This is a genomic window from Kitasatospora sp. NPDC056531, from assembly GCF_042794375.1.
Taxonomy (GTDB): Bacteria; Actinomycetota; Actinomycetes; order Streptomycetales; family Streptomycetaceae; genus Kitasatospora.
The window spans coordinates 1-12,808 of record NZ_JBHTTU010000029.1; the positions used below are offsets into that span (position 1 = coordinate 1).

The window sequence follows — 12,808 nt, forward strand, 5'->3', positions numbered from 1 at the left end:
GGCTTCGTTCATCCAACTCGCCGGTGTCTTCCGGGGTTTGACGCCCCGTCCGACGTTTCAAACTCTAGCCGATCCCCGCTCCGAAAAGCGAATCGACCGCAACCCAATTAAACGCGCACACCGAATAAGCACCGAGCCGCACCGCGACAACGCGAAACGACCGGCACGAACCGGAAGTGGTGTTTCAGAGGAGTGGCCGCCCCGGGACCGTCCGCGCAAATGCGTGTCCGGTGCTCCCTGCCGAGCGACTAGAGAACACTACCCCTCTCGGGCGCCTCAGGCAAACCGCTCCCGGGGACGGTCCGGGTGCAGAGCACACGGTCCGGCTTCACGTACTCGCCATTGGGATGGTCATTGCCGACGACCCACTGGCGGGCGGTGGCCTCGTCCCGGCCGCCGTCGCGGTGGCGGCGCAGCAGTCGCTCCTCGCGGACGGCGTCGTCGGTGTGGACGTACCAGAGCTCCCGCAGCAGCCGGCGGGCGTCCGGCCAGGGGGTGTCGGCGGAGGCGAGGTAGTTGCCCTCGGTGATGACCAGGCGGGTGCGCGGACGCACGATGTGACGGGCGGCGACCGGCTCGTCCAGGGTGCGGTCGAAGTCGGGGGCGTAAATGTCCTGGAACCGGTCGGCGGCGATGCGACGCAACAGGGCGAGGTAGCCGTGGGCGTCGAAGGTGGCCGGGGCGCCCTTGCGGTGGGTCAGGCCGAGGCGGTCCAGCTGGATGGCGGAGAGGTGGAAGCCGTCGAGCGGGACGTACGCGGCGGTGCCGGGGCCTTCTACGCGTTCGACCTCGGCGACCAGGTGGCGAGCCAGGGTGGACTTGCCGGCGCCGGGCGGGCCGGCAAGTCCGAGGATCGTGCGGGCGTTGCTGCCCGGGCCGCGGAGGAATCCGAGGGCAAGGGCGGTGAGGCGGTCCTCGTTCATGGCCGCACCCTACTCACCTGTCCGGGTCCGACGGACGGTCGAGGAGGGGACGGTCGAGAAGAGGGCGGCTCAGGACAGGGCCGGCAGATCCAGTGTGAGGGTGCCGGCGTCGGCGTCGAGCAGGGCGGGGACGCCGAGCGGGACGGTGAGGGTGGACGGGCAGTGGCCGAAGCCCAGTTCCCAGATCACCGGCACGCCGAGGCCGCCGAGGCGGTCGAGCATCACGTCCCGGACGCGTTCGGGGCGTCCGCAGCCCTCCCAGGAGCCGAGGGCTATGCCGGCCACGCCGTCGAGGGCACCGGAGCGGAGGAACTGGGTGAGCAGGCGGTCGAGCTGGTACGGGTGCTCGTTCACGTCTTCGAGGATCAGGATGCTGCCCGCGTAGGAGGGGCGGGCGGCGGACGTGCCGCGCTCGGCGGCGAGGACGTGGACGCATCCTCCGGCGATGACGCCGCGGGCGCGGCCGGGGACGAGCGCGGTGGCGGTGGGCGAGGTGAGGACGGTGGTGGAGGCCGGGTCGAAGAGGGTCCGGCGCAGGTGTTCGGCGGTGGGGCCGTCGTCCACGAAGGAGGCGGCGGCGGCCAACGGCCCGTACAGGGTGGCGAGGCCGAGGCGCTGGGCGAAGGCCTCGTGCAGGGAGCTGACGTCGCTGAAGCCGATGAAGGGCTTGGGTCGGGCCGCGCGCATCGCGGTCCAGTCGATCAGGTCGACGATGCGGTGGACGCCGTAGCCGCCGCGGGCGCAGATGACGGCATCCACGGTGGGGTCGAGCCAGGCGCCCTGGAGGTCGGCGGCGCGGTCGGCGTCCGTGCCGGCGAGATAGCCGAGGGCGGGGTGGGTGTCGAGGACGTGCGGGGCGACGGTGACGCGCAGGCCCCAGGAGCGCAGGATCTCGCAGCCGGCGGTGAGTCGCGCGGGGTCGATCGGGCCGCTGGGGGCGACGACGACGATGTGGTCGCCGGGGCGCAGGTGCGGCGGGCGGGTCAGTCCCTGGCCGGGCGTGGTCGAGTTCTGGTCCATGGACCTGGCCTTTCGGGGAAGGAGTGGGGCTGCGGGCGGCCTCGGGGTGTGGTCGAGGCCGCCCGGTGACGATATGCCCCCGCCTTGACCGGCCGATGTCCACCGGTCGACGGTCCGAGGACTCCGCAGGTCGGGGACTGCCCGGGTCGGGGACTCCTCGGGTCGGGTGGCCCCGGACCGGCTGGCTGATGGCTCTTCAGATCGCCCCCATCACCTCCCGGACCTCGGCGAGGGTGGCATCGGCGATGGCGTTGGCCCGCGCGGCGCCGTCGCGCAGGACCTGCCGCAGGTGGCCGCGGTCGGCGGCGAGTTCGGCGCGGCGGGCACGCAGCGGGCGGAAGTACTCGTTGACCGACTCGGTGACGGTGCGCTTGAGCGCGGCGCCGCCGCCGTCGCCGATCTCCTCGGCGATCGCCTCGGGGGCACGCTCCTGGCAGAGTGCGGCGAGCAGGACCAGGCCGGACACCTCGGGGCGGTTCGCCGGGTCGTAGCTGATGCGGCGTTCGGCGTCGGTCTTGGCGCCGCGGATGATCCGGGCGGTCTCGTCCTCGGTGGCGCCGAGGGAGACGGCGTTGCCGCGGCTCTTGCTCATCTTGCCGCCGTCGGTGCCGAGCAGCATCGGGGCGTCGGAGAGCAGCGCCCTGGGCTGGGGGAAGACGGCGCTGCCGTCGGCGTGCGGGTAGCGCTCGTTGAAGCGGCGGGCGATGGTGCGGGCGACTTCGAGGTGGGGCAGCTGGTCCTGGCCGACCGGGACGAGGTCGGCTTTGCAGAACAGGATGTCGGCGGCCTGGTGGACGGGGTAGGTGAACATCAGTCCGTTGACGGCTGCCTGGCTGGAGTGGGCGATCTCGTCCTTGACGGTGGGGTTGCGGCTCAGTTCGGCGACGCTGACCAGGCTGAGGAAGGGCAGCAGCAGCTGGTTGAGGGCGGGGACGGCGCTGTGCGCGAAGATCGTGGCGCGGTCGGGATCGAGGCCGGCCGCGAGGTAGTCGAGGACGAGGTTCTCGGTGTGCTCGGCGAGCCGGTCGGCGAGGTCGCGGTCGGTGATGACTTGGTAGTCGGCGACCAGCACGAACATCTCGACACCCCGGTCCTGGAGGCGGACGCGGTTCTGCAGGGTGCCGAAGTAGTGGCCGAGGTGGAGCGGGCCGGTGGGGCGGTCACCGGTGAGGACGCGGTGGGCGGCCGGGTCGGCGATCGGGCCCGAGGCGGTCAGGTCGGACATGGTGGCGGTGGCGGTGGTCATCGGGGTTCTCCCTCGGTACGGCGGTGGTGTCGGCCGTCCGGGGCGAGGGGCCCGTCCCGCGGGGGAAACGCAGCAGGGCCGTCCATCCCGGACGGCCCTGGTCAGGCGAATGAGGTGGCCGTCCTAGGACGGCCACCAGCACAAGCCCGTGAAGCGCTTCATGCGTTGAACGATAGCGGCACTTCCTCGGCGGCGCCGACCTTTGCCGGTATCAGCCCCCGACGGCACCGGCCTCTGCCGGCACGACGACTTTTGACTCCCCTGGCAAGCTCCTTCGACTGGAGGCCACGCGAGCACCGAGATAGGTTTGCCTCACCTAACTTTTACCGCCCTGTCCCGACCCGTGAAGGAGCGTCGCGTGGCCCCCGACTCCGACGGCCCGACTCTCGTCCCCCGCGCCCCCACCCGCCGCCACTTCCTCACCGCCGGGGTCACCGGCACCGCCGTACTCGGCCTCGGCGGGCTGCTCACCGCCTGCGGCAGCTCCGGCGGATCGGGCGGGACCGGCGGCAGGGGCGCGAGCTCGGGCGGCGGCGCGTCGCCGGACCAGAAGTCGGTCAAGCAGGGCGGCGACGACTACGCCACCGTGATCGAGAGGATGAAGGGCTTCGGCACCGACGCCGCCCCCGGCGTCTACCCGCGCACCGTCAAGCACGCGATGGGCGAGACCGTCATCCCCGCCAAGCCCACCCGGGTCGTGGTGCTGGACACCGGCGAGCTGGACAACGTCGTCTCGCTCGGCATCCAGCCGGTCGGTGTCGTCCACACCGACGCCTCCAAGTCCCTGCCGCCCTACCTCAAGGACAAGGCCGGTAACCCCGCCGCCGTCGGCACCATCAACAGCCTCAATCTGGAGGCGATCGCCGTGCTCAAGCCCGACCTGATCCTCGGCAGCCAGCTGCGCGCCCAGGACCAGTACGCGCAGCTGTCCAAGATCGCGCCGACCGTCTTCTCGCTGCGCCCCGGCTACCCCTGGAAGCAGAACTTCCTGCTCAACGCCAGCCCGTTCGGTCTGGAGGCCGATGCCGAGGCGCAGCTCGACGAGTACCGGGCGGCCGCCGCCGCGATCGGCGCCAAGCTCGGCGACAAGCGGCCCACCATCACGCCGCTGCGCTTCATGCCGGGCCGCACCAGGCTCTACGCCGAGCTGTCCTTCATCGGCACCATCCTGACCGACGTTTCGCTGCCGCAGCCGAAGATCGAGCAGGTCAAGGAACTCGCGGTGGAGGTCAGCCCGGAGCGGATCGACAAGGCCGACGCCGACTGGATCTTCTACGGCGTATACGGCAGCCCCGGCTCGACCAACCAGGACGTGGTGCTCGGCGGCGCGCTCTGGAAGACTCTCGGCGCGGTCAAGTCCGGTCAGGCCCGGCCGGTTTCGGACGAGACCTGGTTCCTCGGGCTCGGCGTCACGGCGGCCAACGCGGTACTCACCGACCTCAAGGGTTTCGTCGCGCCCGGCAGTTGAGCCGATACGCCCGGTAGGGGGCGGCGGTGATCTCTCGGTGGTCGCGCGCACACTCCCGGGAATGACGCTTGGAGCTGGTCCCGCGGTGCGGGAGGATCGTCAAGACCGTCCCCCGAAGGGCCCGCCGATGACCTCGCACCATCCCACCGCCACCGATCCCGCCCTGCCCGGCCCGCCCGCGGACAGCGCCGACTCCTCACCTCCGGTCGCCGTACCGACCGGCACGACTGCCTGGGCCGCTCCGGCCGCAACGTCCGTGCCGGACGCGCTTTCCACGCTGATCTGCTCGATCGCCACGGCGGCCGAGGGTGGCGCGGCCTCGGCCGGCGCGACCCGGCAGGGCTACGCCGCCCGCCACGACTCGGTGCCGCGGCCGCGCACCAACGAGGACACCGAGGCGTACCTCGCCGCGACCGCCGCCCCGGCCGCGGCGGAAGGCGATCCGACGACGGCGCGGCTGCGGGCCGCCTTCGCCGACCGGCTGCGGGCCGCGCGCGCCGAGGGGCGCTCGCTGACCGAGCTGGCGGCCGCCTGCCGACGGCCCGTCGAGGAGGTGCGAGCACTGCTCGGCGCGGAGGCCCGGGAGGACCCCACCGAGCAGGGCGACCCTGCGGGCGACACCGGGCCGGGGTTCGTACGGCTCCAGCAGCCGGCGACGCCCGCGGAGGCCAACCAGCCCGCGCCCGCCCCGCGTTCGGTCCGCGAGGAGGTGCGGAGCTTCGGCTCCCGCCGACCGTCGCCCTCACGCCGACTGCGCCGGATGCACCCGCAGGGCAACCGGACCGGGCAGGAGGCGGCCGCACGGGAGACGGCCGCGACCGACCCGGCGGGCGCCGAGCCGCGCGGTGCGGGGTGGGTAGGTGAACTGACCGGTACAACGGGGACGGTGGGCGATCACACGCCTCCGGCCGTTGCGGTGGGGAGCGCGTTCAGAGCCCCGTTCGGGGCTTCGTCCGGTGCTTCCTCCGACGCTTCGTTCGGGGCTTCGTCCGGAGCCCGGACCGGAACCGGGACGGGGGCCGGGGTGCCCCGGACCGAACCGCTGCTCGGCATCCTGATCGGCGGCAGCCCGGGCCAGCCCGACGCCGTCGGCCGCTCGGAGGAACGGACGCCGGTCCGGGCGGCGGCGGAGCCGATCCGGGTCGGACGCGGCACCAGCCTGGTCGTGCTGCCCTCCTGGCGTCCCGCCATCGCCGTCTCGGTGTCGACCGAGCAGCTGCTCGCCGAGACCGGGCTCACCGTCGAACAACTGGCCGACGCCCAGCTGACGGTGATGATGAACCCCTGGGCCTTGCACGACCGGGAGCTGGACCTGCACGGCTGGGAGCCCGGTCCTGCCGCCGGGCGGGGGCGGCGCGGCGGGCGCGGGTAGCGGCGCCCGCCAGCCTGGTCGGGCTACCGGGCGGCCGGGGCGTTCGGGATGTAGCCGAGGTCGACGGGTACCGGGGGGAGTCCGTCGACCGCCCAGCCCCCGCGGACCGTCTCCAGCAACTCCGGGAGCCGGGGCGGCCAGAGCGCGTCGGCGTTCTCGTCGGCGAGGTCGGCCGGGGTCCACCAGCGCCAGCCGAGGATCCGGTCCTCGGCGTGCACCGCGCTGACGTCGCCGGCCGGGCCGCGGTGCGGTCCGCTGGTGAGGTAGATGTGCTCGTGCTGGCGAACCGGGGTGCCGTGCCAGGTGAAGTCGTGCTCCCAGGTGCAGAGCAACGGGCCGGGTTCGAGGTCGGTCCAGCCGGTCTCCTCCCACAGCTCGCGCCGGGCACCGACCAACGGGCTCTCGCCCCGCTCCAGTCCACCACCCGGCATGGTCCAGTGGACGCCGACCTCGTCGTTGTCCGAACGGAGCAGGAACACCGAGCCGGTCTCGTCCAGCACCACCGTCCGGGCGGCCTGCCGGGGAACGCGTTTGCGGGGTCGCAGCAGATTTCGCATCGGGACACTCTGACAGCGCTCGACCAGGGCGTCGAGCGAATTCACCGGCGTGGCCAAGCACTTGAACCGCTGGACCGCGCCCTGCGCCGATCGGGCGTCGAGGCGCGCGTCGGGGCCGGCCCGCCGGCCGTACTCTGACCGCCATGTCCGTACCCGCGATCCTCTTCCCCGCCGATCCGCTCAACCCGCGCCGGCCCGACCCGCACTTCACCTGGGAGGCCAGGGTGCTGCGGGAGCTGGGCGGCGAGCACCACCTGGTCGACCACGACGCGCTGCTCGCCGGGCACGCCGAGGAGGCGGTCCGGCGGGTGCCCCACGACAGCGGCCCGCTCTGGTACCGGGGTTGGATGCTCCCCTCCGCCCGGTACGCCGAGTTCGCCACCGCACTCACCGCCCGCGGCGGCAACCCGCTGACCAGCGCGCCCGGTTACGCGGCGGCACACGAACTGCCCGGCTGGTACGGAGCGTTCGAGGGGGCGACCCCGCCCAGCGTCTGGATCCCGACCGCCGGGGCGGCGGCGCCCGGGCCGGCGGAACTGGCGGCGGCCGCGGCCCGGCTCGGCGGGAGCGGACCGGCGATCGTCAAGGACTATGTGAAGTCGCGCAAGCACGAATGGGACGAGGCCTGCTACGTGCCGGAGCTGGCCGACCTGGTAGCCGTCGGCCGGGTGGTCGGGCGGTTCGTCGAGCTGCAGGGCGAGTTCCTGACCGGCGGGGTGGTGCTGCGGCGGTACGAGGAGTTCGAGCGCGCGGGCGGCGGGGCGGGTCAGGCGGACGGCGGGTCGGACGGCGCGGACCGGCGGGCCGTGGAGGCCCGGGTGTGGTGGCTGGACGGCCGGCCGATCCTGGTCGGGCCGCACCCGGACGCCCCGCACCAGGAGGTCGAGCCCGACCTGACCGACGTTCCCGCGCTGGTGCGCAGACTCGGCTGCCGCTTCGTCACCACCGACCTCGCCAGCCGGGCCGACGGCTCCGGCTGGCGGGTGGTCGAGGTCGGGGACGGGCAGGTCAGCGACCTGCCGCGGGGGATCGACGCCTCGGGGCTGCTGGCCTCGCTGATCGCCGCCTGACGGCTTCGCCGTCGGACGACTTTCGGTTCGAACTGCTTTCGGTTCGAACCGCTTCGGGTCCGGGCGGCTTTCGGTCGAGGCTCGACGGCCTACCCGGCGGCGAGCGCCTCGGCCGCCGGGTGGCCGTCCGCGATGAACGCCTGCCAGAGCCGGGCGTACGCGCCTCCTCGGGCGAGCAGTTCGGTGTGGGTGCCGTCCTCGACCACCCTGCCGTGGTCCAGCACGACCACCCGGTCGGCGCGCTCGGCGGTGGTCAGGCGGTGCGCGATGACCAGGGTGGTGCGACCGCCGCTGAGCCGGTCGGCGGCCTGGTTGACCGCTGCCTCGGTGGCCAGGTCGAGCGCCGCGGTCGCCTCGTCCAGCAGCAGGATGTCCGGATCGACCAGTTCGGCCCGGGCCAGGGCGATCAGCTGGCGCTGGCCCGCCGAAAGGTTCCGCCCACGGCCTGCGACCTCGTGGTCGTAGCCGCCCGACAGCCGGACGATCATGTCGTGCGCGCCGACCGCCCGAGCCGCCGCCTCCACCTCGGCCGCCGAGGCGTCCGGCCGGCCGTACGCGATCGCCTCCCGGACCGTGCCCGCGAACAGGTACGCCTCCTGCGGCACCACGCCCAGACGATGGCGGTACTGCGCCAGGTCGTAGCGGGTGAGGTCGACACCGTCCACCCGGACGGTGCCGGCCGTCGCGTCGTAGAACCGGGCGACCAGCTTGACCAGCGTCGACTTGCCGGCGCCGGTCTCACCGACCAGCGCCACCGTCTGACCGGCGGGCACGTGCAGGTCCACGCCGCTCAGCACCTCCGGGGCACCGTCCGCGCCGCCGTTGTAGGCGAAACCGACGCCCTCGAAGGAGATCTCGCCGCGCAGCCCCTTGGGCACCGGGACCGGGTCGGCCGCCTCGGCGGTGGTGGTCGGGGTGCGCAGCAGCTCGCGGATCCGACCGAGGCCCACCGAGGCCTGCTGGTAGCCGTCGAACACCTGGGACAGCTGGTTGACCGGGGCGAAGAACAGGTCGATGTAGAGCAGGTACGCGACCAGCGCGCCGACCGTCAGCGTCCCGGCGTCGACCCGGGCGGCGCCGACGATCAGCACCAGGGCGGCGGCCACGCTGGAGAGGAACTGGACGAACGGGAAGTACAGCGAGATGTAGAACTGTGCGCGGACCCTGGCCTCGCGGTAGGCGATGCCTCGGGCCACGAAACGGTCGGTGTTGGTGTCCAGTCGGCGGAAGGCCTGGACGATCCGCATGCCGGCCACGTTCTCCTGCAGGTCGGCGTTGACCGTGCTGATCAGGTCGCGGGAGCGCTCGTACTGGTCCTTGGACTTCTTGCGGAACACCAGGGTGGCGATCACCAGCAGCGGCAGCACGGCGAAGACCACCAGGGCCAGGCCGGCGTCGATGATCAGCAGGGCGACGAAGATCCCGGCGAAGGTCAGCAGGCTGACCACGGCGGTGACCATGCCGGTCTGCAGGAAGGACGTCAGCGAGTCCAGGTCGGTGGTCATCCGGGTCATGATCCGGCCGGTCAGCTCGCGTTCGTAGTAGTCCAGGCCGAGCCGGTTGAGGTGGGCGAAGATCTTGAGCCGGAGGGTGTAGAGCACGCGCTCGCCGGTGCGGCCGCTGACCCGGTTCTCGGCGCTCTGCACCACCCAGTCCAGCAGGACCACGACCAGCGCGGTGATCGCGGCCACCGCGACGCCGGCCATCAGGCCCTTGCGGACGCCCTCGTCGATACCGTGCCGGATCAGCACCGGCAGCACCAGACCGGCGGCCGCGTCCAGGGCGACCAGCAGGAAGGCCAGGGCCAGCGGGGCGCGGAAGGGGCGCAGCAGGCGGCCGAGGGTGAAGTCGGGGTCGCCGGCCTCTGCCTCGGCGCGGGGGACGGCGGGGGTGTCGGCGGCCGGCGGGAGGGCGGCGACCTTGGCCATCAGGTCGGGGTCGGCGGTGCGGGCCGCCTTGGCCAGGGCGGGGGTGGCGGCGGTCACGGGAGCGGGGGGCTGCTCGACCGGGCCGCTCTGCCCGCCCTGCGCGTTCCGACCGTCCTGTTCAGCGTGGTCGGCCTGGTCGGGCTCGGGCTGGGGGGTGCGGCCGGCCTCGGGGTCGGTGATCAGGGCCCGGTACTGGGGACATCGGGCTTCGAGTTCCTCGTGGGTACCGATGTCCAGCAGCCGGCCGCGGTCCAGGACGGCGATCCGGTCGGCGAGCTGGAGGGTCGAGCGGCGGTGGGCGATCAGCAGGGTGGTGCGGCCGGCCATCACCGAGCGCAGCGCATCGTGGATCTCGGCCTCGACCTGCGGGTCCACCGCCGAGGTGGCGTCGTCCAGCAGCAGGATCCGGGGGTCGGTGAGGATCGCCCGGGCCAGGGCGATGCGCTGGCGCTGGCCGCCGGAGAGGGTCAGCCCCTGCTCGCCGACCTTGGTCTCGTAGCCGTCCGGCAGTGCGCGCACGAACTCGTCGGCCTGGGCGGCGCGGGCGGCGGCGACGATCTGCTCGTCGGTGGCGTCCGGGCGGCCGTACGCGATGTTGGTGCGGACCGACTCCGAGAAGAGGAAGCTCTCCTCGGGGACGATGCCGACCGCCGCGCGGACCGAGTCCAGGGTGAGGTCGCGCAGGTCGTGGCCGTAGAGGCGGACGGCGCCCGCGGCCGGGTCGTAGAAGCGGGGCACCAGCTGGGCCACCGTCGACTTGCCGGAGCCGGAGGCGCCGACCAGGGCGAGGGTCTCGCCGGGGGCCAGCTGCAGGCTGAGGCCGTGCAGTACGGGGGCGGGGTGCTCGGGGTCGTAGCGGAACTCGACCTGGTCGAACTCCAGGGCGACCTCGGAGGTGCGCGGGCCGACGGTGGTACCGGTCGGGTTCCCGGCCTCTCCGGTCCGCTCGGGGCTGGTGTCCGGGGTGCTGTCGCGGGTGAGGTCCAGGGTGAGGGCGTCCGGGCGTTCCTGGACCAACGGGCGCTCGTCGATCAGCTGCAGGACGCGCTCGACGCCCGCCCGGGCCTGCTGGCCGACCGTGATGACCATGGTCAGCATCCGCACCGGGCCGGTCATCTGCGCGACGTAGGTGGAGAAGGCGACGAAGGTTCCGAGCGTGACCTGTCCGTCGACGGCCAGCCAACCGCCGAAGGCCAGCACCGCGACCTGGGCGAGGGCCGGGATCGCCTGCATCGCCGGGTTGTAGCGCGCGTTGAGGCGAATCGACCGGAGCCGGGCGGCGAACAGGTTGTGGGAGGCCTGCTCCAGCTTGTCCCGCTCCTGCGCCTCCTGGCCGAAGCCCTTGACCACCCGGACGCCGCCTATCGCGCCGTCCACCACGCCCGCGACGGCGGCCGCCTCCTGCTGGGCGGCCCAGGTGGCGGGGAACAGGCGCTTGCGGCTGAGCACGCTGACCCACCACAGCGCGGGTGCCATGACCAGGGCGATCAGGGTGAGCGGCGCTGACAGCGAGAGCATCACGGCCAGCGACATGACGAACATCAGCAGGTAGCCGGTCATCATCGGCACCATCGAGAGCAGGCCGTTGATCAGCTGGAGGTCGGAGGTCGCGCGCCCGACCACCTGGCCGGTGTCCAGGCGGTCCTGGCGGTGGCCGTCGAGCCGACCGAGCGAGCGGAACAGGTCGCTGCGCATGTCGTGCTGGACATCGAGGGCGAGCTGACCGCCGTAGTAGCGACGGACCTGGGTGCAGCCGAAGACCACGACGGCGGCGAGCAGCAGCACCACCGCCCACGGGGTCAGCGAGCGGGTGTGGGCGACGATGACGTCATCGATGATCAGCTTGGTGACCAGCGGCACCAGCGCGGTGACGGCCATGCCGAGGAGCGAGGCGCCGAAGGCGAGCAGGAGGCTGCGCCGGGACCGCCAGCTGTAGCCGATCAGTCGGCGCAGCCAGCCGCTGGTCTCGGTGGGCGCGTCAGGGTGCGGCTCGGGCTGTTGCTCGACGAGCGTGTCCGTGGGCGGCTCGGGGGCCGCCGGGCCGCTCGGGGATTGCTCCACCGTGGATCCGTGAGTCTCGGGCATATTTAGGGATGCTAACCATTTCGTCGGGTGGCCGCCATGGCATTTCCGGCCGCGCGGGGCGATCGGGGCGGGCGCCGGGGCGGCCCGGATCGTCCGGTCCGGCGGACTGGGCAACAGCCTGCGGCCTGCGCTGATTCCCGACCGAACAGAGTTGCGGTCCGTGAGTCCGTCACCCCTCCAGGGTCGCCGACGGCCCGGCGGGCGCCCAGCGCCCCAGGGGTGGGCGGGCACCGCCCTTTGGACCTAGAGCCGGGAGCGGGCGGCGCGCTTCGACGCCCGAGCCCCGAAGGCCGGACCGCTCCGGCGCTGGAGCGGTCAGACGCCGGGGCGCTCGGACGCCTGACACTCGAACACCGGGCCCGCCCGGGTGTCAGGCCCGCCCGGACGCGTCGGCAGCCGCCGAGTCGGCGGCGGCCGCGAAGGCTCCGTGGGCGAGGGCGTGCAGCAGTGCGGCCATGCCGTCGCGCTGCAGGCCGGTGCGCTCACCCTGGGCCGGGTTCGGGCCGAGGCTGTGCGGGGTCGAGTTGATCAGGCCGAAGACCGCGTGCACGGCGGCCCGCGCCACCGGCTCGGCGTTGGGGTCGGCGAGCGGCGGGTAGGCCTGCCGGACCACGTCCACCCACAGCTCGACGTAGCCGCGCTGCAGCCGTCGAACGGTGCGACGGTCCTCCTCCTTGAGGTTCAGCAGCTCGCGGTCGTGCAGGGTGATCAGGTCGCGGTCGTTCAGGGCGAAGTCGACGTGGCCGCCGATCAGCGCGTCCAGCGCGGCAGACGGGCCGTCGCCGCCGCCCGCCCGACGCCGCCCCTCCTCCAGCAAGCGCTCGCTGATGCCGATCAGCAGATCGGCGAGCATCGCGTCCTTGCCGGCGAAGTGGCGGTAGAGCCCGGGACCGCTGATGCCGACGGCCTTGCCGATCTCGTCCACGCCCACGCCGAGGAAGCCGCGGGCGGCGAACAGTCGCGCGGCCTCCCGGCGGATCTGGTCGCGGCGTGGGAGCGCGGAGGTTGCGGGGACGTTCGGCATGCTGCCCATCGTAGACAGTCGGGTTATCGACCGTTAACCTGGGCACGTAAGTTAACGTTAATTAACGTGGGAACCACGGGCGCACCGGCATCCGGCCCGCCCACCTGCTGCCGAG

9 protein-coding genes are annotated in these 12,808 nt (G+C 73.1%); 3 read left to right on the forward strand and 6 right to left on the reverse strand.

The genetic code is table 11. The features are described from left to right. Window positions 1–248: 248 nt before the first annotated feature. The 3 genes from ACFQ87_RS23325 to trpS form a co-directional block, all read right to left on the reverse strand. Window positions 249–923: a nucleoside/nucleotide kinase family protein gene (locus ACFQ87_RS23325; protein WP_380612724.1), complete on the reverse strand. Its 675-nt coding sequence runs from the start codon at window positions 921–923 to the stop codon at window positions 249–251. 69 nt (window positions 924–992) lie between these two features. Beyond that, window positions 993–1,943, reverse strand: coding sequence for an LD-carboxypeptidase (locus ACFQ87_RS23330; protein ID WP_380612725.1), 951 nt, complete (start codon window positions 1,941–1,943; stop codon window positions 993–995). A 196-nt stretch (window positions 1,944–2,139) separates the two neighbouring features. Continuing rightward, window positions 2,140–3,189 carry a tryptophan--tRNA ligase gene (gene trpS, locus ACFQ87_RS23335; protein WP_380612726.1) on the reverse strand — a complete coding sequence of 350 codons (1,050 nt, stop codon included), beginning with the start codon at window positions 3,187–3,189 and terminating at the stop codon, window positions 2,140–2,142. 463 nt (window positions 3,190–3,652) lie between these two features. Between trpS and ACFQ87_RS23340 the strand changes: the two genes are divergently transcribed. Continuing rightward, on the forward strand, window positions 3,653–4,657 hold the full coding sequence (locus tag ACFQ87_RS23340) for an ABC transporter substrate-binding protein (RefSeq protein WP_380612799.1): 1,005 nt from the start codon (window positions 3,653–3,655) through the stop codon (window positions 4,655–4,657). A 127-nt stretch (window positions 4,658–4,784) separates the two neighbouring features. Beyond that, window positions 4,785–6,029, forward strand: coding sequence for a hypothetical protein (locus ACFQ87_RS23345; RefSeq protein ID WP_380612727.1), 1,245 nt, complete (start codon window positions 4,785–4,787; stop codon window positions 6,027–6,029). 23 nt (window positions 6,030–6,052) lie between these two features. On the opposite strand, the gene ACFQ87_RS23350 is transcribed toward ACFQ87_RS23345, so the two are convergent. Further along, on the reverse strand, window positions 6,053–6,586 hold the full coding sequence (locus ACFQ87_RS23350) for an NUDIX hydrolase (RefSeq protein WP_380612728.1): 534 nt from the start codon (window positions 6,584–6,586) through the stop codon (window positions 6,053–6,055). A gap of 143 nt (window positions 6,587–6,729) precedes the next feature. On the opposite strand from ACFQ87_RS23350, the gene ACFQ87_RS23355 reads away from it, so the two are divergent. Further along, complete coding sequence (locus tag ACFQ87_RS23355) at window positions 6,730–7,656, forward strand: ATP-grasp domain-containing protein (protein WP_380612729.1); 927 nt, start codon at window positions 6,730–6,732, stop codon at window positions 7,654–7,656. Window positions 7,657–7,745: 89 nt separating this feature from the next. Here the strand turns inward: ACFQ87_RS23355 and ACFQ87_RS23360 are convergent, their stop codons facing one another. Together ACFQ87_RS23360 and ACFQ87_RS23365 are read right to left on the reverse strand one after the other, a co-directional pair. Next, the gene (locus tag ACFQ87_RS23360; protein WP_380612730.1) at window positions 7,746–11,669 is read right to left on the reverse strand and encodes an ABC transporter ATP-binding protein; all 3,924 of its coding nucleotides are present in this window, start codon (window positions 11,667–11,669) and stop codon (window positions 7,746–7,748) included. Window positions 11,670–12,039: 370 nt separating this feature from the next. After that, entirely contained in the window at window positions 12,040–12,693 is a 654-nt protein-coding gene (locus ACFQ87_RS23365) for a TetR/AcrR family transcriptional regulator (RefSeq protein WP_380612731.1), read from the reverse strand. Window positions 12,694–12,808 lie beyond the last annotated feature (115 nt).